The organism is Lachnoclostridium sp. Marseille-P6806 (genome assembly GCF_900625025.1).
In the GTDB taxonomy this organism is placed as follows: domain Bacteria; phylum Bacillota; class Clostridia; order Lachnospirales; family Lachnospiraceae; genus CAG-791.
Genome location: NZ_LR130577.1, coordinates 255,180 through 274,597, shown reverse-complemented (window position 1 = coordinate 274,597; position 19,418 = coordinate 255,180). Strand labels below are relative to the sequence as shown.

Here is a 19,418-nt window from a genome sequence, read left to right as displayed (position 1 = left end):
TGGAGGTTCATATGGAAGCGCGGGTTATGGAACTGTTTGAATACTGGCTGAATGACCCTTATTTTGACGAGGGAACGAGGGCGGAGCTTCTCGCGATCCGGGATGATGAGAAAGAGGTGGAGGATCGCTTCTACAAGGATCTTGCGTTCGGGACCGGCGGACTTCGTGGAGTTATCGGCGCGGGGACGAACCGGATGAACCTCTATACCGTCCGTCGGGCGACGCAGGGGCTCGCCAATTACATCAACCGGAACGGCGATCCGAAAAAGGGTGTCGCCATCGCCTATGACAGCCGCCAAATGAGCCCGGAGTTCGCAAAGGAAACGGCGCTCTGCCTTGCTGCGAACGGAATCAAGGCGTATCTGTCCGACACGCTGCGGCCCGTACCGGAGGAATCCTTTGCAATCCGGTATTTTGGCTGTCAGGCGGGCGTCGAGATCACGGCGTCCCACAATCCGCCGGAGTACAATGGGTACAAAGCGTACTGGGAGGACGGCGCGCAGGTCACGCCGCCCCATGACAACGGCATCATCGCGGAAGTGAACGCGGTGACGGATTACAGCGAAGTGAAAACCATGTCCGAGGAGGAGGCGTTGACGCAGGGACTTCTTCAGTACTTCGGCAAAGAGGTGGACGACGCCTATATGGAGGCGCTGAAGAAGCAGATCATTCATCCGGAGATCATCCGGGAGATGGCGGACGACATCCGCATCGTATATACGCCGTTCCACGGCGCGGGGCTCGTTCCGGTGGAGAGAGTTCTGACCGAGCTCGGCTTCCGGCACGTCTATGTGGTTCCGGAGCAGCGTGATCCGGATCCGGAGTTTACGACGCTGGCTTATCCGAATCCGGAGGACCCGGAGGCGTTCCGCCTCGCTCTTGCGCTCGCAGAGGAAAAGGACGCGGACATTGTTCTCGCGACGGATCCGGATGCGGATCGCCTCGGCGTCTATGTCAAAGACGCGAAGACCGGAAAATACGTCGCCTTTACCGGCAATATGTCGGGCATGCTGATCGCGGAGTATATTCTGCGGGAGCGGAGCGCAAACGGAACACTGCCCGCGAATCCGGCCTTTGTTACGACCATTGTTACGACCAACCTCGCGCGGGCCATCGCGGAAAAGTACGGCCTGCATTATGTGGAGTGCCTGACGGGCTTCAAATATATCGGGGAGCAGATCCGTCTGTTTGAGGCGGAGCAGTCCTATCATTATGTGTTCGGTCTGGAGGAGTCCTACGGGTGTCTCGCCGGGACGCACGCGCGGGATAAGGATGCGCCGGTCGCGGTCATGCTGCTCTGCGAGGCCGCCGCGTTCTATAAGAGGCAGGGGCTGACGCTCTGGGATCAGATGCTCCGGATTTATGAGGAGTACGGCTATTATAAGGAGACGCAGATCGCCATCACGATGCCCGGGATCGAGGGCGCGGGGAAAATCGCGGCGCTCATGGACCGCCTGAGAAAAGAACCGCCGGCGACGCTGGGACGCTGGAATGTGCTGGAGTTCCGGGATTATGAGGCCGGCATCATCCGGAGGCCCGGGACGGGGGAGACGTCCCCTACGGGGCTTCCGAAGTCGAATGTTCTGTACTTTGCGCTGGATGAGGATGCGTGGGTCTGCGCCCGCCCCTCGGGGACGGAGCCGAAGATCAAGTTCTATATCGGCGTCCGTGGGATGAGCCTTGCGGACGGAGAGGCGCAGAACCGGGAGCTCTCCGAGGCCGTGAAGAAGCTGATCGGCGATTGACGTTCACAGGGCGCGGCAGACGCCTGCCGCGCCTGGGAATTGTTCCCCGGCATGGAGACTATGTCTTTTTTTACGAATATCCATAAAACACTGAATTATTTCCGGCGGAACGGTGCGGCAGAGACTTTCTACGCAGCGGCGGAGCGTCTTGCGGAGAAAGCGGCGGACCGGAGCTATACCTATGTGCCTCCGGAACAGGAGGTTCTGCGCTCGCAGCGGGCGATCTGGGAGTGCCTGAATCAGGGGGCGACGCCGGAGGAGGTGTTCGGGCCGGAATTTGCAGGCCGGGTCATGCCGCGGATCTCGATTCTGGTGCCTGCCTATGAGACGGAGGAGTCCTATCTCCGCGCGCTGCTCGATTCCGTGACGGCGCAGAGCTACGGGAGCTGGGAGCTGATTCTGGCGGATGCGAGCATGAGCGACTCGGTCCGCCGGGTCGCCTCGGAATATGAGGATGCGCGCATTCACTATCACCGTCTTTCCGCGAACGGCGGCATTTCCCGCAACACCAATGCGGCGGCGGTCTTTGCGCAGGGGGATTATATCGCGCTTCTGGATCACGACGATTTTCTCACGCCGGACGCTCTGTTCGAGGCGGCGATGGGGATTCTCAAGACAGACTGCGAGATTCTGTATTCCGACGAGGACAAGTGCGACGAGAGCGGGGAACGCTATTTTGAGCGGAACCGCAAGCCGGACTTCAATTATGATTATTTTCTCTGCAATAACTATATCTGCCATCTGCTGGTCATGAAGCGCGGCCTGTTTCTTGCTCTGCGGCTCCGCAGCGAGTACGACGGGGCGCAGGACTATGATCTTCTCCTGCGGGCGCCGCATACCAATGTATGTCATGTGGCAAAGGTGCTCTATCACTGGCGGACGCACGCGGGTTCCACGGCGGGCGACCCATGCGGCAAGGATTATGCGGCCGAGGCGGGCCGGGCGGCGCTGGCGGATTATTTCCGGAGCGCGGGGATCCGGGCCTTAGTCCGTCATTCCCGGCACCGCGGCTTTTATGACGTGAGCTATGAGCCGGATATTTTTGCGGCCCGGACGGATGTGGGAATTGTCGGCGGCAAGGTGGTCAACAGACGAAGACGGATTGTCGGCGGCATGTTCGACAGTGACGGCCGCGTGATGTTTGAGGGAATGCACGAAAAATGGAGCGGGCCGATGCACCGGGCTGACACGAGGCAGAACGCGGCGGCGGTGGATGTCCGCTGCATGCGGATCCGGCCGGAGCTGCAGGGCCTTTACCGCGAGGTATTCGGCAGTGATTACGACGCTCACATCATGGATGACGGCAGGGATTACCGCCGGGAGAGCATCGAATTCTGCCGCCGGGCGGCGGCGCTGGGCTATGTGACGGTCTGGGAGCCGTCCATGGTGACGCGCCTTGAGAAATAAGGACGGATGATGAGAGATCAGGTGACGGTTGTCATTCCGAATTACAACGGAATGCAGTATATCGGGGCGTGTCTGGATTCCCTGCTTGCCGGGACGCTGGTGCCGGAGATCATCGTGGTGGACAACGCCTCGGACGACGGGAGCTTTGAGCTGATCCGCGACGAGTATCAGGCGAAGCGCGATCGTTTTACCCTGCTGCGTCTGAAAACCAACACCGGCTTCTGCCACGCAGTGAACAGCGGCCTGCGGATCACGAGGACGCCCTACGTATGCCTCCTCAACAACGACACCACGGTGGATCCCCGCTGCATCGAGGAGCTGTGGACGGCGATCATCCAGCATTCCCGGGCCTTTTCGGTGCAGGCGAGAATGCTGTCCCTGCGGGATCCGGATGTCATTGATGACGCCGGTGACTTCTACTGTGCGCTGGGCTGGGCTTTCGCCCGGGGCAAGGCGCGGCAGGCGGAGAGCTTTATGAAGCCGGGGCCGGTCTTTTCTGCCTGCGCGGGGGCGGCCATTTACCGACGGGAGCTGTTTGACCGGATCGGCTACTTTGATGAGCGCCATTACTGCTATCTCGAGGATGTGGACATCGGATGGCGCGCGCGGCTTGCCGGTTTTTCAAACCGGTATGAGCCGAAAGCTGTGGTGTATCATGCGGGCAGCGCGACGAGCGGCTCCGTGCACAACGAGTTCAAGGAGCTCATGACGGCGGGCAACAACCGGTATCTCCTGTGGAAAAACATGCCCGCCTTTCAATATTATTTCAATATGCCCCTGATCCTCCTCGGCCGCGCGGTGAAACGCCGCTATTTTGCGGCCCGAGGTCTGGGGGAGGCGTATGAGAGCGGGCTCGTCCGGGGAAGCTATCTCATAGAGCGTGCGAAGTACGGCGAGGCGATGCGCCGTCTGGACTCGCCGGAAAAGGGGACCATCTGGGAGGAGGCCGGGATCGTCTCCGGGGAAGAGGAGGAGCGGGAGAGACCGCTGATCCATCCGCTGTATCTCGGCGGGAAAGTCCGGTTTTCCCCGTGGCGTCTCGGCAATTATCTTGCCATTCAGCTCGCGCTCTGGGAGAATATCGGAAAGAGACTGCGGTGATGCAGCAGGCAGCATGGAGATTCCATGATCAAGGATAATCAGACATATTTTAACCGTCTGCATGTGGTGCTCGACGGCGCGGCCGTCGTCGGCTCCTATGTGCTCGCGTGGCTGATTAAGTTCAGTTCGCCTCTTGCGACCACGACGCCCGGCGTCACGGCCTACTCGGCGCGGACGTATTTTTCGGCGCTGTATTTTATTGTGCCGTTTTATCTCGTCCTGTACTCGGCCGGCTCACTGTACAGCTCCCGGCGTATCACGCGCATCCGCGGTGAGTTCGCGGAGATTTTCCGTGCGAACACCATCGGCGTCATCGGCGTGATCGTGGCGTTCTTCCTCACGGAGCTGAACGATTTTTCCAAGACATTTATCGCACTGTTCTATGTGTTCAATATTCTCCTCACCTGCGTCATTCACTATGCGTTCCGCTCGATTCTCTACCGCATCCGCCACAGCGGAAGAAATCTGAAGCATGTCCTGTGCATCGGTTATTCCCGCGCGGCCGAGGCGTACATCGACCGCATTCTCACGAACGGGCAGTGGGGATATGTCGTGCACGGAATCTTGGACAACCATGTGCCGCGGGGAACCGTCTACAAGGGAATACGGGTTCTGGGGAGCATTGAGAATCTCCAGTACATTCTCCCGGAGAACAAGCTCGACGAAATTGCGATCACGCTGTCGCTCAACGACTACGACGATCTCGAAAAGATTGTGGACGACTGCGAGAAATCGGGCGTGCACACGAAGTTCATCCCGGATTACAGCTCTCTCTTCCCCAGCCACCCCTACACGGAGGACCTGATGGGGCTGCCGGTCATCAACATCCGCTATGTGCCGCTGACCAACAGCTGGAATATCTTTGTAAAGCGTGTCGTGGACATTCTCGGAAGTCTCTTCTGCATTGTATTGTTTTCGCCGGTTATGCTCTTTGCCGCCGTCGGGACGAAGCTCACGAGCCGCGGGCCGGTCATTTACCGGCAGGAGCGGGTGGGACTTCATAGTAAGCCGTTCATGATGTATAAGTTCCGGACGATGGTGGTGCAGACAAAGGAGGAGGAGCAGAAAGGCTGGACGACGCGGAACGACGCACGGGTTACCGGCTTCGGGGCGTTCCTGCGCCGGACGAGTATCGACGAGATGCCCCAGTTTTTCAACGTGCTTGCCGGGAGCATGAGTCTTGTGGGGCCGCGTCCGGAGAGGCCGCAGTTTGTCCGCAAGTTCCGGGAGGAGATCCCCCGCTATATGGTCAAGCATCAGGTCCGGCCGGGAATCACGGGCTGGGCGCAGGTGAACGGCTATCGCGGGGATACCTCGATACGCAAGAGAATCGAGTACGATCTCTACTATATTGAAAACTGGAGCGCGGGCTTTGACCTGCGGATTCTGTTTCTTACCGTTTTCAAGGGCTTTATCAACAGAAATGCCTATTAGAACGCCGGATGCGCCGGAGAGAGGGAGGCGAGCCGCGTCCTTTGGGCATTCTTGTTTTTTGCGGGGCTTTATGCGAAAATATCTAAGGCTATGTCCAGCCGGCAACCGTAAATACAGAAATGTTCCCGCTCGCGGGAATATGTGAGGATAGTACAGTATGGCAGGAAGATACCGCAGCGACAGAAATGATTCCTATCAGGATTACGACGATTACGAGGAGTATGCGCAGAGTCGCGGGCGCGGAGACGATTATGACAGCTATGACCGCCGGTATGATGACGGCGGCTATGAGGACTATGGCGACAGCTACGGTGCGTATGACGACGGGCATCTCGATGAGGACGGCGGAGAATATTACGCGGACGATTACGGCGACGAAAACGGCTATGAAGACGGCTATGAGGACGACCGCTACGATGATTACGGGATGGACGGTGGTTATGGGGCTCCCCGCAGCGCTTATGAGCGCTCCCGCAGAGTCTCAGCCCCGCAGCCGTCCCGTGCCCGGAGCGCTGGCCGAGGGAGAAGCGCCGGGAGCCGCCCGGGAAATGCCGGCGGACGCCGGCAGAGCGCGGGAGACCGGGGGAGAAGCGCCGAGAGCCGTGCCTATGGCGGCAGAAGCGTCGCGAAAGCGTCCCGGAGCAAAGGCAGACGGGACGAGCGCGCGGACAGCCGGCGCGGCGGGAACGGCCGCGGCGACGGAAAAAAGGGAAAGGGAAAGCTGATTCTGTTCGTGATTGAGATTCTCATTCTCCTCGCGGTGCTTGTGTTTTTTTATTTTTCGACGAAAATCGGCAAGGTCGGCAAGATATCGATCAACGAGGATAAGATTGCGGAGAACCTCAACGATACGGTGGCGCAGGAAACCATCGAGGGAACGATGAAGGGCTACATGAACATCGCGCTGTTCGGCGTGGACTCCACGAAAGGGGATCTGACGCAGAACACCCGGAGCGATACGATCATGATCGCGTCCATCAATCAGGACACGCAGGAGATCCGTCTCTGCTCCGTATACCGCGACACCTACCTGAATCTGGGGAACGATTCCTACAACAAGTGCAACGCGGCGTATGCCAAGGGCGGTCCCGAGCAGGCGATCAACATGCTGAACATGAATCTGGACATGAACATCACCAATTTCGTCACGGTGGGCTTCGGCGGTCTGACCGCGGCCATCGACGATCTCGGAGGTGTGGATATCGAGGTGGACGACGCCGAGAGGCCGCATCTCAACAGCTACCAGCTGACCATGTCCGAGGAGCTGAACTATCCCTATCAGGAGGTCACGCAGACGGGCATGCTTCATCTGAACGGTCTGCAGGCCACGGCCTACTGCCGCATCCGCTACACCGCGGGTGATGATTTCAAGCGCGCGGAGCGGCAGCGGGAGGTTCTGATGGCGACGATGGAAAAGGCGAAGAAGGCCGATGCCGCGACGCTGACCAAGGTTGTGGACGACGTCTCCTCAAAGATTGTGACCAATTTTGATATTACGCAGGATATTCTGCCGATGGCGCTGCAGGCGGCGAGCTACACGATCGTCGATCAGAACGGCTTCCCGCAGGCGGATCTCAGGACGACCGGAACCGTCGGGCAAAAGGGGAGCTGCGTTATTCCGCGAGATCTGGACGCCAATGTCGTCTGGCTTCACCGGTATCTGTTCGGCGATGAGAGCTACACCGTCTCCGGGCAGGTGGAAGAATACAGTCAGAAGATTGCCTCCGATACGGCGGGGATCGGCTGATCCTGCCGGACGTGGTGCGGCGGCGTGACGACGGTCTGCCGTGCATTGCACCGGAAAGAGGACGGATGAAGAGTATCGATGCGATCATTCCGGTCTATCATCCGGATGAACGGCTGGAACGGCTCCTTGCGCGTCTGGAGTCGCAGGACACGCCGGTGCGTCGGGTCCATCTGATGGACACGAGGCTTCCTGACGGCAGATCTACGCTGCCGGAGAGGATTTTGAGCCGCGCAGCACAGGAGGATTCCTCCCCCGCTGTCCGGATTCATCCGGTGCGGAGGGAGGAATTTGATCACGGCGGCACGCGGCGTCTGGGCGCGTCTTTCTGCGAGGACGCGGACTATCTCCTCTTTATGACGCAGGATGCGGAGCCGGCAGATACGAGGCTTACGGCGGCGCTGCTTGCGGGCTTTGGAGGAGAGGAGCGGGAGCCTTCCGTCGCGGCGGCCTACGCGAGGCAGCTTGCGAGACCGGGCGCCTCATGGGAGGAGCGCCTCACGCGGGAGTTCAATTATCCGGCGCAGACGCAGTACCGCACGCAGGCGGATTTTCTCCGGATCGGGGTGAAAGCCTACTTCTGCTCGAATGTGTGTGCGATGTACGATGGCCGCATCTATCGGGAGCTGGGCGGCTTTGTCCGCCGCACAATATTCAATGAGGATATGATTTATGCGGGGACGGCGCTGCAGGCGGGATACGCCGTCTGCTATGCGGCGGAGGCGGAGGTCATCCACTCGCATGACTACGGCGCTTTGGCGCAGTTTCACCGCAATTTTGATCTGGGAGTCTCGCAGGCAGAGCATCCCGAAATCTTCGGCGGAGCGCGCTCCGAGGGAGAGGGATTCCGCTATGTAAAGAGTATGACGGCGGCGCTGCGGCGCTGCGGTGCGGCAGAGGAGCTGCCGCGTTTTCTGCTTCGCTGCGCATTCCGTTTCATCGGTTACCGGGCCGGCCGGAGTTACCGGCATCTGCCGGCGGCGCTGGTGCGCCGCTGCACGATGAACCCGGGGTATTTTCGCGGCGGGGAGCAGAAAAGCTAGGCAGGAAAGGACAGACGCAATGTGCGGGATTGTCGGATATACGGGAAAGCAGCAGGCGGGGCCGATCATTCTGGAGGGGCTGGCAAAGCTCGAATACCGGGGCTATGACTCGACAGGAATGGCGGTACACGACGGGACGCGGCTGCATATTCAAAAGGCGGCGGGGCGCCTCGGCGTGCTGGAAAATATTACCCGGGGCGGAGCGCTGATGCCGGGCTTTGCCGGCATCGGGCACACGCGATGGGCGACGCACGGCGTGCCGGAAGAAGTCAACGCACACCCGCATTTCAATAAGGATAAGACGATCGCCGTGGTGCAGAACGGCATCATTGAGAACTATATTCCCCTGCGCCGGCGCATGGAGAAGAAAGGCTATGCGTTTATTTCCGAAACGGATACCGAGGTGATCGCGCATAACTTAGACTGGTATTACCGGAAATACGGCGGGGATCCGGTGAAAGCGATCGTTCACACGCTGCTCCGGCTCGAGGGTTCCTACGCGATCGCCTGCATGTTTGCAGATCATCCGGAGGAGGTCTACGCGGTGCGCAGGGACTGTCCGCTGATCGTGGGACATTCGGCGGAGGGGAGCTTTGCCGCGAGCGATGCGACGGCTCTTCTGAAATATACCCGCGATGTCTATTACATCGGCAGCGGAACCATTGCAGCGCTGCGGCCGGAGGAGATCGGCTTCTACAATCTCGACGAGGAGGAGACGGAGGTTCCGCTCTCTCATATCGACTGGGATGCCGCGGCGGCGGAAAAGGGTGGCTACGATCACTTCATGCTCAAGGAGATGTACGAGCAGCCGCAGACGGTGCGCGACACGATTTCGCCCCGGCTCCGCGACGGGCGCATCGTGATCGACGAGCTGGGACTGTCGGATGAGGACATCCGCAGAACGGAGAAAATTTATATCGTCGCCTGCGGCTCGGCTTACCATGCGGGCATGACGGGAAAATATGTGATCGAGGGTCTGGCCCGCATTCCGGTGGAAACCGATCTGGCCTCCGAATTCCGCTACCGGAATCCGATCTTTGTGAAAAATTCTCTCCTGATCGTGGTCAGCCAGTCCGGAGAAACGGCGGATACGCTGGCGGCGCTCCGGCTCGCGAAAGAGAACGGCGTGCGCGTGCTGGGGATCGTCAATGTGGTCGGCAGCACCATTGCCCGGGAGGCGGACAATGTCATGTACACATGGGCGGGGCCGGAGATTGCGGTCGCGACGACCAAGGCGTACAGCGCGCAGCTCTGCGCGATGTATCTGCTCGGCATGAAGTTTGCCGAGGCGAGAGGAGAGCTTGCGGGAGAGGCGCTCGCCGCCATGCTGGAGGATTTGCGGCGGCTTCCGGATCAGATCGAGCTGACGCTCAATAACCATGAGCTGATCCGGCGCTTTGCCAACCGCTATATTGCGGCCCGCGATATCTTTTTCATCGGGCGCGGAATCGACTACGCGATCTCCCTCGAGGGATCGCTCAAGCTGAAAGAAATCAGCTATATTCATTCCGAGGCCTATGCGGCGGGCGAGCTCAAGCACGGCACGATTTCCCTCATGGAGGAGGGGACGCTCGTGGCGGCGGTCAGCACACAGCCGGCGCTCTATGATAAAATGATCAGCAATATGGAACAGGTCAGGAGCCGGGGCGCCTTTGTTCTGGCTGTGACCAATGTGGGGAACGAGTCGATTGACAGGGCAGCGGATTATGTGATCCATATTCCGCTGCAGCTTTTCGCTTACTATATTGCATGCAGCCGCGGCTGCGATGTGGACAAGCCGCGCAATCTGGCCAAGTCGGTCACGGTCGAGTAGGGGCCGGGAGAGCGCGGCCGGAATGGAGAACGGGGATGGAATTACAGGTACATGACGACGGCGCGGACAGCTGGGAAGAGGTCATGCTCATCTATGACGCGGCGCTTAAGCAGATCAATACCAAGCTCGAAATTCTGAACGACGAGTTTCAGCATGTGCACAAATACAATCCGATCGAGCATATCAAGTACCGCGTCAAAACGCCGCGGAGCATTGTCAAGAAGCTCAAGCGCCACGGCTATGAGTCCACGCTGGAAAATATGGTGAAGTACTGCAACGATATCGCGGGAATACGCATCATCTGCGACTACACCTCCGATATTTACCGCATTGCGGATATGATCACGAACCAGAGCGACATCAAGGTGGCGGCGATCAAGGACTATATCGCGTCACCGAAGCCCAGCGGCTATATGAGCTATCACATGATCGTGATGATTCCGGTCTATCTTTCGGACCGCATTGTGGATACCAAGGTGGAAATTCAGATCCGGACGATTGCGATGGATTTCTGGGCCAGTCTGGAGCACAAGATCCAGTACAAGTTTCCCGGGGAGGTTCCGGAGCATATTCAGGAGGAGCTGCTGGAAAATGCGAGGATGGTTGCAGAGCTGGATGCCAGAATGATGCGTCTCAACAATGAGATTCAGGAGCTTGCCGGCGAGGAAGATGGCGAGGCGGAGACCCGGGCGACGCTTTGTAAAATTGATCCGTCAATGGTATGATGCAGACATTACATTCACAGAGAGCGGTTCCGGGCGGCGCGCCCGCCGGAGAGCAGGGGGATGTGTATGAATTTTGATAATCCGGAGGAAATGATCCGCGCAAACGGTGCGGCGGAGGCAGCGGAGCAGGAGAGGCTCCGCCGTGATATCGTCGATTATCAGCGGATGCTCGGCGAGATGAAGGACCTTTATCTGAAAAACAACGAGCTGGTCACGCAGATGCAGGATACCATGCGCCAGTTCACGGGGGAGCTCCCGTCGCCGGCTCAGATCGAGGCGGCGCTTGCGGAGTCGGAGAAAGAGGCGGCGGACATGGCGGAGAGCGACGGAATGAATGAGGGAGCGAGAATCGTGAACGAGAAGCTGAATGAGATCGAGGCAAAGCGAAGCGGCAGTCCGGCGGAGAGCAATGGCGGAGAAATTCTCGCGGCAATCGAAAAGACGGAGCAGACGCTGGAGGAGCTGCTGCATGCGTCGGAGGAGCTGAGCCACAAGGACAGCGTCCGGGTGTACCGTAATGTTCAGGCTTCTCTTATCGAGGAGCTGGAAAAGCAGACCAAGACCCTCAGCGCCTCCATCTATGCGCTGCGGGAGGGGCAGACCACGGTCGAGGCAGAGCTGCGGGCGGCCCGCGAGGCCGCGGAAGCGGCGGCCGAAGCGTGCAGCGGCAGGAGCGGCGTGCGCTTCCCGGTGCGGAATACCGTGATCGGCGTTCTGACCTTTGTTCTGGCTCTCATCACCTGTGTCTTTTCGGTTGGCGGCGCGTTCGGGCTGACGGAGCAGGTTCTCAGAATGATGGGGCTCTGAGCATGAAATGTCGGTGGCGGCAGGAATGAAAACAATTCATCAAAGGCAGATTCACCTCTGGGCCCTGGCGGCTACCGTCGCGGCCTTTTTTGTGAGCCTTTTTTTTCTGCCGCAGTATTCACCCGGGCAGATGGGCGGAAGCAACCTCTTCACCGTCATGTTGGACGGGGAAGAGGTCGGAACGCTCGGCTCTGAGGCGGAGGCCCGAAGCGCTCTGATCGAGGCCCGCCGGGAGCTGGCGGAGGAATATATGGAGGAGGCCGCCGCGGCGGCTGCCGTCGCCGGAGAGGACGAGGAGACGGCGAGAAACACCGCGCTCTATTACGCGGAGGCAGAACTGGAGGCCCGGGGAGAGGAAGTGCTGTGGGGGCGCGTCGACAGCCGCCGGGCGGTGACGGACAGGATGAAGGAGGTTCTTGCAGCCAGACAGGAGACGACGCTGCAGCGCTGCTATACCGTGAAATTCGGCAGCAATATTCTGAATCTTGCGTCGAAAGCGGAGGTGCTCTCTCTGTTTTCCTCGGCGCTGCGGCAGTATGACGAGGACGAGGGATATCTTGTCGAGCTGACGCCGGACACCAGCCGGGAGTTTTATGCCCTGACGACGGAGATCCGTTCGGTCAGGGAGCAGGAGCAGATCGAGGAGAAAGAGCAGAGCCTCCCCACGGCCGGCATCATCACGCGGCTCTCGGACGTCCTTAATTCCACGGAGCCGGCGGTGGGTCGGAACTTTGAGGATTATATGCTGGGGCTCGTGAAGATCGGCTTCCGGCAGAAAATTGAGGTCGTGGAGTCCTATATGCCGGCGCAGGGAATCATGAGCCTTGACGCGGCGCTGGGCCAGGTTCTTGCGGACCGGCTAGAGAAGCAGGTCTACGAGGTGCAGGCCGGCGACACGCTCTCGGGGATCGCGGCGCACTATGATCTGACCGTGGCGGATGTTCTCGCCATGAATCCGAACTACGAGGACGAGACGGCCATGATCCGCATCGGCGACGAAATCACGGTCACGGTGCCCGAGCCGGCGCTCTCCGTCGCCTATACGGAGCAGGAATATTATGAAGAGGACTACGAAGAAGACACAATCTACGAAGACAACGACGACTGGTACACAACCCGTCAGGAGGTGATCCAGCAGCCCTCCTCCGGACATCGCCGCATCATTGCACTGGTCGACTATGTGGGCGATGTCAGAACCGGCAGAACCATCGTCAAGGAGGAGATCGATACGGCGGCAGTGCCGAAGATTGTCATGCGCGGCACAAAGGTCCCGCCGACCTATATCTGGCCCGTCTCGGGAGGCTACGTCTCCTCGGGCTTCGGCGCGCGCTCCGCGCCCAAAGCAGGGGCCAGTCACTATCATCAGGGGATCGACATCGCGGTGTCGGTCGGGACGGCGGTCATGGCCTCCAGCGCGGGCACGGTGGTCTCGGCGGGCTGGCAGAGCGGCTACGGCTACGTCGTTTATATCCAGCACGCGGACGGCAGACAGACGCGCTACGGGCATCTTTCCAAGATCCTTGTGAGCTCGGGACAGTCGGTGACGCAGGGACAGAAGATCGCACTCTCCGGCAACACCGGAAACAGCACGGGCCCGCATCTGCACTTTGAGATACGGATTAACGGGACGGCGGTCAATCCGCTGAGCTATATGAATTAGCGGCGGCTGAGGGCAGGACTTGATTTGACAGTCCTCGCGATTCAGTTTATTCTTAGTAAGCTGGAATCGTGAAAGAGAAGCAACAGACGGCGCGCCGGTTCTCCGGCGCCGCGTATCAGTGAAAGGTATTCTGCTTCGGAATCGGGAATCGTATGGAATTTTATTCGATCAGGGGCGGCAACCCCCTGAGTGGGGAAGTGGATATCGCAGGAGCGAAGAACGCGGCTCTGCCGATTCTGGCGGCTTCGATTATGTCGAACGAGACGGTCACTGTCGAGAATGTGCCCGACGTCAGCGATATCCGTGCCATTCTCAGTGCGATTGAAAATATCGGAGCCGTCGTGCAGCGTGTGGACCGCCATACATTCCGCATCAACGGCTCGCGGATTCAGGACGCGCCGGTCGAGGATGAAGCCGTAAAGAAGATCCGCGGCTCCTATTATCTGATCGGCTCTCTTCTGGGCAAGTACCAGCACGCCGAGGTCACGCTGCCGAAGGGCTGCGATATTGGTCTGCGTCCGATCGACCAGCATGTGAAAGGCTTCCGCGCGCTGGGCGCTGCGATCCGCATCGAGCACGGCATGATCATCGCGGAGACGCGGGAGCTGGCCGGCAGCCATATTTATCTGGATGTCGTCTCGGTGGGAGCCACCATCAACATCATGATGGCGGCGTCCATGGCAAAAGGGCTGACGATCATCGAAAATGCGGCCAAGGAGCCGCATGTCGTCGATCTTGCTAATTTCCTGAACAGCATGGGAGCTCAGATCAAGGGAGCGGGAACCGATGTCATCCGCATCCGCGGGGTGCAGAGGCTCCACGCGACCGAGTATTCGATCATTCCGGATCAGATTGAGGCGGGCACCTATATGTTTGCCGCCGCGGCGACGCACGGCGATGTGACGATACGCAACGTGATTCCCAAGCACCTTGAGTCTCTTACGGCCAAGCTGGGGGAGATCGGCTGTCAGGTAGAGGAGTCGGACGACGCGGTCCGCGTCGTGGCGAACCGCCGCCTCTCCAGCACACATGTCAAAACCCTGCCATACCCCGGCTTTCCCACGGATATGCAGCCACAGATCACCGTGCTTCTCGGTCTTTCTGATGGGACGAGCATTGTGACGGAGAGCATTTTTGAGAGCCGCTTCAAATATGTGGACGAGCTCACGCGGATGGGCGCACAGATCCGGGTGGAGAGCAACACAGCCATCATTGACGGCGTGACAAAATATACCGGCGCGAGTATTGTCGCACCGGATCTGCGCGCCGGCGCGGCGCTCGTGATCGCCGCGCTCGCGGCGGAGGGATATTCGGAAGTGTCGGATATCCGCTATATCGAACGCGGCTATGAGGATTTTCCGGAGAAGCTCCGCGCGCTCGGCGCGGATATCCGCCTCCTCGATACGGACGATCCGCAGCTTGATTCCCGCAAAGCGCTGCATCTGGCGTAGAGATAAAGAAAACGATTGACTTATTCTCCGCCGTCCCCTATACTCGAACAAGTCAACTGCATAGCGACTGGCTCTGGAGAAACTCGAAAGAGTGCCGAAGGTGTAAGTTTCGGGGGCGGAAATCCCGGAATGATCTCTCAGGCAAAAGGACAGAGTGACGAGAAAGTTAGAGCCGTGTTTCCGTTTTCGGAACATGGCTTTTTTATGGCCTGTTTTCGCCTTTTCCTTATCTTCTTTTCCTTAATTTTCTCTTCCTTATTCTCCGCAGCCCGGCTGCAGAACGGACGCGTCGCATCTTTGTGAGGGCAGGAGGAATCAGACCAATGGTATTCATGGACAAGCTGAATCAGATCATCATTGCCGTCGACGACTTTGTGTGGAACAATCTGCTTTTGTTCCTGCTGGTCGGCAGCGGCATTTTCTTTTCCATCCGGACGGATTTTGTTCAGGTCCGTCATTTCGGACGGGCGTGGAACCGCGTGTTCGGAAGCTTTACCCTGCGGGGAAAAAAGGCGGGAAATCACGGCATGAGCTCCTTTCAGGCGCTGACGACGGCGATCGCGGCGCAGGTGGGAACCGGCAATATCGCGGGCTGCGCTACGGCGCTGGTCTCCGGCGGCCCGGGCGCGATCTTCTGGATGTGGATCGCCGCATTTTTCGGGATGGCGACCATCTATGCGGAGGCGGTTCTCGCGCAGAAGACCAAAACGACGGATCCGAACAGCCAGACCATCGGCGGACCGGTATTCTATATCCGCGAGGCGTTTCACGGCACGGCCGGGAAGCCGTTTGCCGCGTTTCTTAACGGCTTCGGCAGGTTTCTTGCTGTCTTTTTCTCGGTCATGATCATCCTTGCGCTGGGCTGCATGGGAAATATGGTGCAGTCAAACTCCATTTCCGATGCGTTTTATACCGCGTTTAAGGCGCCGAAGCCCGTCGTTGGCGTACTGGTCGCTCTGGTCGCTGCATTCATTTTCGTCGGCGGCATCCGCCGGGTCGCGTCCTTTACGGAAAAGGTGGTTCCGATTATGGCGGCCCTGTATCTTGCCGGAGGACTGATTCTTCTCATCGTGAACGCCCCGCACATCCCGTCCGCGCTGATCTCGATTTTTGTCGGCGCGTTCTCCTCGCGCGCTGTCGGCGGCGCGGTGGCCGGCATTACCGTCCGGCAGGCGATGCGCTACGGCGTGGCGAGAGGGCTCTTTTCCAACGAGGCCGGCATGGGCTCCACGCCTCACGCGCACGCCATGGCGCAGGTTGAAAAGCCGCAGGATCAGGGCGAGGTCGCGATGATCGGCGTCTTTGTGGATACCTTTATTGTGCTCAACATGACGGCGCTGGTGATCCTCTCCTCCGGCGTGCTGGACGGGATGATCGAGAGCGGGACGACGGGAACTCCGGTGGCGCAGGCGGCGTTCAGCACCGGCTTCGGCTCGTTCGGGCCGATGTTTGTCGCGGTATGCCTGCTGTTTTTCGCATTCTCCACGATCATCGGCTGGTATTTCTTCGCCAGCACGAATATCCGGATTCTGTTCGGCGAAAAGGGAGTGAAGCCCTTTGCGGTTCTGGCGGTCGTCTGCATCTTTGTCGGCTCGGTGCTCAAGGTCGATCTTGTCTGGAATCTGTCCGATCTGTTTAACGGATTCATGGTTATTCCGAACCTGCTCGCGCTGCTTGCTCTGAACGGCGTGGCGAGAAAGCTGTCGAGAGAGGGGTGATGGGGGAGAGGGCTGAAATATTTTTTAAGAAGAAAAGCATCGGAAATGACCTGTGGCCGTCTCCGGTGCTTTTTTGTCTTTATATTTCCATCGTTATAAAAATGGACAAAAATGCTCAGTTTACAGCAGCTTTTCGGCAGGAATCCGCAGGAGGATTCTCTACAATAAAGATATAAGGCGCAGTATGCCCGGAGGAGGTGCTTGCATGAATGTCGGGGTCAGGGCGCATGATTACGGCAGACATACGATACGGGAGATGGCAGAGCTGCTTAGACGCAGGGGCTTTTCCTGTGCGCAGCTTGTGCTGCCGAAAGCCTTTGAGGAGATCGGAGGCTATGATGAGATCACTTTGCCGCTCATCGATTCCATACGGAAGCATTTTGAGGAGGCCGGGATCCGGATTGCTGTCTTCGGCTGCTACATGGATCTGGGCAATCCGGACGATGTTGTCCGGGAGAGAGCGGTGGAAACCGTGAAGCGCTGTCTGGCGTTCAATAAGGAGCTCGGCGCGGGCGTCGTAGCCTCCGAGACGGCGTACCCGCATCTCTCGGAGGAAGAAAAGCGTGTCTGGCGGCCCTTTGTGCATGACAGTCTCGAGCGAATTGCCGAGGAGGCGGCGAGGTTGGACACCAGAATGGCGGTGGAGGCCGCGTACTGGCATCCGGTGGACAGTCCGGAAATGCTTCGATCGGTTCTTGACCGTCTTCATGATCCGGAGCATATCGGGGTGATTTTTGACGCGGCAAACGTTTTGGCGGCTCTGGAGCGGACAGATCAGACAGCATACTGGACAGAGTGGCTTGAAAAAATCGGAAGTAGTATTGATGTTCTGCATATCAAGGACTTTGTGTCAGACAGCGATGGAACGTATGTGCCGAAGGCGTTGGGGAAAGGGGTGATAGATTATGCGGCGCTTCGGAGGTGGATTCACAGCGGCCATGACGGGATTCCTCTGATTCGCGAGGAGATGGACCCGCGAAATGACGGCGGGGATATTGCATTTCTGAGAAACTTTTGAAAACAGCCGGACGGTAAAGAGCCGAGCGGTGTGCGCCTCATCAGGAGCATGAGAGACAGTAATGGGAGGGAGCTATGGCAGGTATTCTTGACAAATTCAGACTGGACGGCAGAGTCGCATGGGTTACCGGCGCCTCTTACGGTCTGGGACTGGCGTATGCAGTCGCTTTCGCGGAGGCAGGCGCGAAAAAAATTGTCTTCAACGATATATCGCAGGAGCTTGTGGACAAGGGCCTTGCAGAGTATCGGCAAAGAGGCATTGACGCGGACGGCTATGTGTGTGATGTCACGGATGAGAGACAGGTGGCGGAGCTCGTAGAGGATGTGGAGGAAAAGTACGGGGCTGTCGACATCCTTGTCAATAATGCGGGAATCATCAAGCGGATCCCGATGACCGAAATGACAAAGGAGCAGTGGGAGCAGGTGATCAGCGTGGATCTGACAGGACCGTTTCTGTGTGCAAAGGTGGTTCTGCCGGGAATGCTGCGCAGAGGGGGAGGCAAAATCATCAACGCGTGCTCCATGATGAGCGAGCTGGGTCGGGAAACCGTGTCCGCCTATGCGGCGGCCAAGGGCGGATTGAAGATGCTCACGAAAAATATATGCTCCGAATACGGTCAGTACAATATTCAGTGCAATGCCATCGGGCCCGGCTACATCGCGACACCGCAGACAGCGCCGCTCCGCGAGCGGCAGGCAGACGGCTCCATGCACCCGTTCGACCGCTTTATCCGTGCCAAAACGCCGGCACAGCGCTGGGGAGAGACAGAGGACCTTGAGGGACTAGCGGTATTTCTGGCTTCTCCCGCCTCGGATTTTATCAACGGACAGGTGGTCTACATAGACGGGGGAATTCTTGCCTATATCGGGCAGGATCCCTCGCAGCTCAGGGACGAAAAGGAGGAGTGATGGATATCAGGTATTCGGCAAATCAAAGAGATGTCAGGCGATATACGACGGAGGAGCTCCGGGAGGAATTTCTGATTACCGATCTGTACAGACCGGATGAGATCCGCTGCGTATATTCTCATGTCGACCGCATGGTGGTGTTCGGCTGCATGCCGGTGGGGGAAACGGTTCCCCTCGACAAGGGGATCGATGTGTGGCACAGCTTCGGCACCCGCTTTATCCTTGAGCGCAGGGAGCTCGGAATATTCAATCTCGGCGGGAGCGGAACCGTAACGGCAGACGGGCTGGAATACAGGCTGGGCTATAAGGACTGCCTCTATGTCACGATGGGAACCGCGCAGTTGCATTTTTCTTCGGAAAATCCGTCGGAGCCGGCAAAATTTTATATGGTGTCTGCTCCGGCGCATCGTTCCTTTGAAACAAAGCGCATCACGATGCAGGAGGCGAATCACCGGCCGGTCGGCAGCGCGGAGCTGTCCAATGAACGCGTCATCAATCAGTTCATTCATCCGGATGTTCTGAAAACCTGTCAGCTTTCCATGGGGATGACGGAGCTCCGGCCGGGCTCCATATGGAATACGATGCCCTGTCATACGCATGAGAGACGGATGGAGATCTATACGTATTTCGAGCTTCCGGAGGATCAGGTCGTCTTTCATATGATGGGGGAGCCGACGCAGACAAGGCATATTGTCATGAAGAATGAGGAGGCTGTGATCTCTCCCTCGTGGTCTGTCCATGCCGGAGTCGGGACGCACAGCTATACCTTTATCTGGGCGATGGGTGGAGAAAACATGGAGTTTGACGACATGGATCATCTGAAACCGACAGAGCTCAGATGACG

The 19,418-nt window shown here is 58.5% G+C and carries 15 protein-coding genes and 1 riboswitch; all 15 genes read left to right on the top strand.

Annotation, left to right across the window (positions count from 1 at the left end; genetic code table 11):
- The first annotated feature begins 11 nt into the window (after positions 1 to 11).
- The 15 genes from E0E20_RS06800 to kduI all read left to right on the top strand — a co-directional run bounded on the left by E0E20_RS06800 (position 12) and on the right by kduI (position 19,416).
- On the top strand, positions 12 to 1,745 hold the full coding sequence (locus E0E20_RS06800) for a phospho-sugar mutase (RefSeq protein ID WP_242622693.1): 1,734 nt from the start codon (positions 12 to 14) through the stop codon (positions 1,743 to 1,745).
- A gap of 60 nt (positions 1,746 to 1,805) precedes the next feature.
- Positions 1,806 to 3,152 (top strand): glycosyltransferase, encoded by a 1,347-nt coding sequence (locus E0E20_RS06795; protein ID WP_165444014.1) that lies wholly within the window; start codon positions 1,806 to 1,808, stop codon positions 3,150 to 3,152.
- A 6-nt stretch (positions 3,153 to 3,158) separates the two neighbouring features.
- Positions 3,159 to 4,253, top strand: a complete 1,095-nt coding sequence (locus tag E0E20_RS06790; protein WP_130837441.1) for a glycosyltransferase family 2 protein — start codon at positions 3,159 to 3,161, stop codon at positions 4,251 to 4,253.
- 24 nt (positions 4,254 to 4,277) lie between these two features.
- Positions 4,278 to 5,687, top strand: a complete 1,410-nt coding sequence (locus E0E20_RS06785; protein ID WP_130837440.1) for an undecaprenyl-phosphate glucose phosphotransferase — start codon at positions 4,278 to 4,280, stop codon at positions 5,685 to 5,687.
- A 157-nt stretch (positions 5,688 to 5,844) separates the two neighbouring features.
- Positions 5,845 to 7,434: an LCP family protein gene (locus tag E0E20_RS06780; protein WP_242622692.1), complete on the top strand. Its 1,590-nt coding sequence runs from the start codon at positions 5,845 to 5,847 to the stop codon at positions 7,432 to 7,434.
- A gap of 65 nt (positions 7,435 to 7,499) precedes the next feature.
- Positions 7,500 to 8,474 carry a glycosyltransferase family 2 protein gene (locus E0E20_RS06775; RefSeq protein ID WP_130837439.1) on the top strand — a complete coding sequence of 325 codons (975 nt, stop codon included), beginning with the start codon at positions 7,500 to 7,502 and terminating at the stop codon, positions 8,472 to 8,474.
- A 19-nt stretch (positions 8,475 to 8,493) separates the two neighbouring features.
- Complete coding sequence (gene glmS / locus E0E20_RS06770; RefSeq protein ID WP_130837438.1) at positions 8,494 to 10,287, top strand: glutamine--fructose-6-phosphate transaminase (isomerizing); 1,794 nt, start codon at positions 8,494 to 8,496, stop codon at positions 10,285 to 10,287.
- Between the two features lie 35 nt (positions 10,288 to 10,322).
- A complete protein-coding gene (locus E0E20_RS06765) occupies positions 10,323 to 11,012 on the top strand; it encodes a GTP pyrophosphokinase (RefSeq protein WP_130837437.1) in 690 nt (229 codons plus the stop codon).
- 66 nt (positions 11,013 to 11,078) lie between these two features.
- Positions 11,079 to 11,819, top strand: coding sequence for a hypothetical protein (locus E0E20_RS06760; RefSeq protein ID WP_130837436.1), 741 nt, complete (start codon positions 11,079 to 11,081; stop codon positions 11,817 to 11,819).
- 25 nt (positions 11,820 to 11,844) lie between these two features.
- Complete coding sequence (locus E0E20_RS06755) at positions 11,845 to 13,479, top strand: M23 family metallopeptidase (protein WP_242622691.1); 1,635 nt, start codon at positions 11,845 to 11,847, stop codon at positions 13,477 to 13,479.
- A 152-nt stretch (positions 13,480 to 13,631) separates the two neighbouring features.
- Positions 13,632 to 14,930: a UDP-N-acetylglucosamine 1-carboxyvinyltransferase gene (locus E0E20_RS06750; protein WP_130837434.1), complete on the top strand. Its 1,299-nt coding sequence runs from the start codon at positions 13,632 to 13,634 to the stop codon at positions 14,928 to 14,930.
- A 63-nt stretch (positions 14,931 to 14,993) separates the two neighbouring features.
- Positions 14,994 to 15,093: riboswitch (glycine riboswitch) on the top strand.
- Positions 15,094 to 15,262: 169 nt separating this feature from the next.
- Positions 15,263 to 16,648 (top strand): alanine/glycine:cation symporter family protein, encoded by a 1,386-nt coding sequence (locus tag E0E20_RS06745; RefSeq protein WP_130837473.1) that lies wholly within the window; start codon positions 15,263 to 15,265, stop codon positions 16,646 to 16,648.
- 205 nt (positions 16,649 to 16,853) lie between these two features.
- The gene (locus E0E20_RS06740; protein ID WP_130837433.1) at positions 16,854 to 17,666 is read left to right on the top strand and encodes a sugar phosphate isomerase/epimerase family protein; all 813 of its coding nucleotides are present in this window, start codon (positions 16,854 to 16,856) and stop codon (positions 17,664 to 17,666) included.
- Between the two features lie 74 nt (positions 17,667 to 17,740).
- Complete coding sequence (locus E0E20_RS06735) at positions 17,741 to 18,574, top strand: gluconate 5-dehydrogenase (protein ID WP_130837432.1); 834 nt, start codon at positions 17,741 to 17,743, stop codon at positions 18,572 to 18,574.
- Positions 18,574 to 19,416: a 5-dehydro-4-deoxy-D-glucuronate isomerase gene (gene kduI, locus E0E20_RS06730; RefSeq protein ID WP_130837431.1), complete on the top strand. Its 843-nt coding sequence runs from the start codon at positions 18,574 to 18,576 to the stop codon at positions 19,414 to 19,416. Before E0E20_RS06735 ends, kduI begins: the two co-directional genes overlap by 1 nt.
- Positions 19,417 to 19,418 lie beyond the last annotated feature (2 nt).

Excerpts from the sequence above, each read along its gene's own strand:
- E0E20_RS06800 (WP_242622693.1), top strand. The coding sequence starts at position 12 with ATGGAAGCGCGGGTTATGGAACTGTTTGAATACTGGCTGAATGACCCT.
- E0E20_RS06795 (WP_165444014.1), top strand. The coding sequence starts at position 1,806 with ATGTCTTTTTTTACGAATATCCATAAAACACTGAATTATTTCCGGCGG.
- E0E20_RS06790 (WP_130837441.1), top strand. The coding sequence starts at position 3,159 with ATGATGAGAGATCAGGTGACGGTTGTCATTCCGAATTACAACGGAATG.
- E0E20_RS06785 (WP_130837440.1), top strand. The coding sequence starts at position 4,278 with ATGATCAAGGATAATCAGACATATTTTAACCGTCTGCATGTGGTGCTC.
- E0E20_RS06780 (WP_242622692.1), top strand. The coding sequence starts at position 5,845 with ATGGCAGGAAGATACCGCAGCGACAGAAATGATTCCTATCAGGATTAC.
- E0E20_RS06775 (WP_130837439.1), top strand. The coding sequence starts at position 7,500 with ATGAAGAGTATCGATGCGATCATTCCGGTCTATCATCCGGATGAACGG.
- glmS (WP_130837438.1), top strand. The coding sequence starts at position 8,494 with ATGTGCGGGATTGTCGGATATACGGGAAAGCAGCAGGCGGGGCCGATC.
- E0E20_RS06765 (WP_130837437.1), top strand. The coding sequence starts at position 10,323 with ATGGAATTACAGGTACATGACGACGGCGCGGACAGCTGGGAAGAGGTC.
- E0E20_RS06760 (WP_130837436.1), top strand. The coding sequence starts at position 11,079 with ATGAATTTTGATAATCCGGAGGAAATGATCCGCGCAAACGGTGCGGCG.
- E0E20_RS06755 (WP_242622691.1), top strand. The coding sequence starts at position 11,845 with ATGAAAACAATTCATCAAAGGCAGATTCACCTCTGGGCCCTGGCGGCT.
- E0E20_RS06750 (WP_130837434.1), top strand. The coding sequence starts at position 13,632 with ATGGAATTTTATTCGATCAGGGGCGGCAACCCCCTGAGTGGGGAAGTG.
- E0E20_RS06745 (WP_130837473.1), top strand. The coding sequence starts at position 15,263 with ATGGACAAGCTGAATCAGATCATCATTGCCGTCGACGACTTTGTGTGG.
- E0E20_RS06740 (WP_130837433.1), top strand. The coding sequence starts at position 16,854 with ATGAATGTCGGGGTCAGGGCGCATGATTACGGCAGACATACGATACGG.
- E0E20_RS06735 (WP_130837432.1), top strand. The coding sequence starts at position 17,741 with ATGGCAGGTATTCTTGACAAATTCAGACTGGACGGCAGAGTCGCATGG.
- kduI (WP_130837431.1), top strand. The coding sequence starts at position 18,574 with ATGGATATCAGGTATTCGGCAAATCAAAGAGATGTCAGGCGATATACG.